The sequence below is a fragment of the Citrobacter sp. VF227 genome (assembly GCF_052950715.1).
Window position 1 is genome coordinate 1 of record NZ_JBRFVF010000620.1, and the last position, 435, is coordinate 435.

2 pseudogenes are annotated in these 435 nt (G+C 56.1%); both read right to left on the reverse strand.

What is annotated here, in order from left to right:
* Positions 1–166: pseudogene (locus ACU8YC_RS28210) on the reverse strand (antibiotic biosynthesis monooxygenase); the annotation flags it as partial.
* Between the two features lie 173 nt (positions 167–339).
* Positions 340–435: pseudogene (locus ACU8YC_RS28215) on the reverse strand (hydrolase); the annotation flags it as partial.

Sequence of the window (435 nt, forward strand, 5' to 3'; positions counted from 1 at the left end):
TCCACAGGTTGTCGCCATCCGCAGGGCGAATCACATTCGCCCCGAGATGACCGGGAGACTCGGCCGCCACTGGCATAATTTTCCCCAGCCATTGCTCATATCGCTGTGGCTGCTCAGGCAGGAGCGGGTGGGTATTCTCCAACGTCACATGTTTGTTCTGCGCCATGAAGGGTTCCTTGTTGAGAGGAAACAGACCGCTTAGGACAGGAAAGCAATACACAAAATCAGTCATGGTGCATCGAGGCGGCAAGGTTGTGGATCCGCGGGAGCTTACATCGGTAAGCGACCGAGGTACGCAAGCGAAGCCAACAAAGATGAAGCATGAAGGATGAAGTGTATTCAGGCTTTACGTTCCGGCGCGCCATGCACCATGGTATAGGCGTAATCCACGCCCGTCCCGTAGGCACCGCTGTGCTCGCGCACCAGATCCATGAC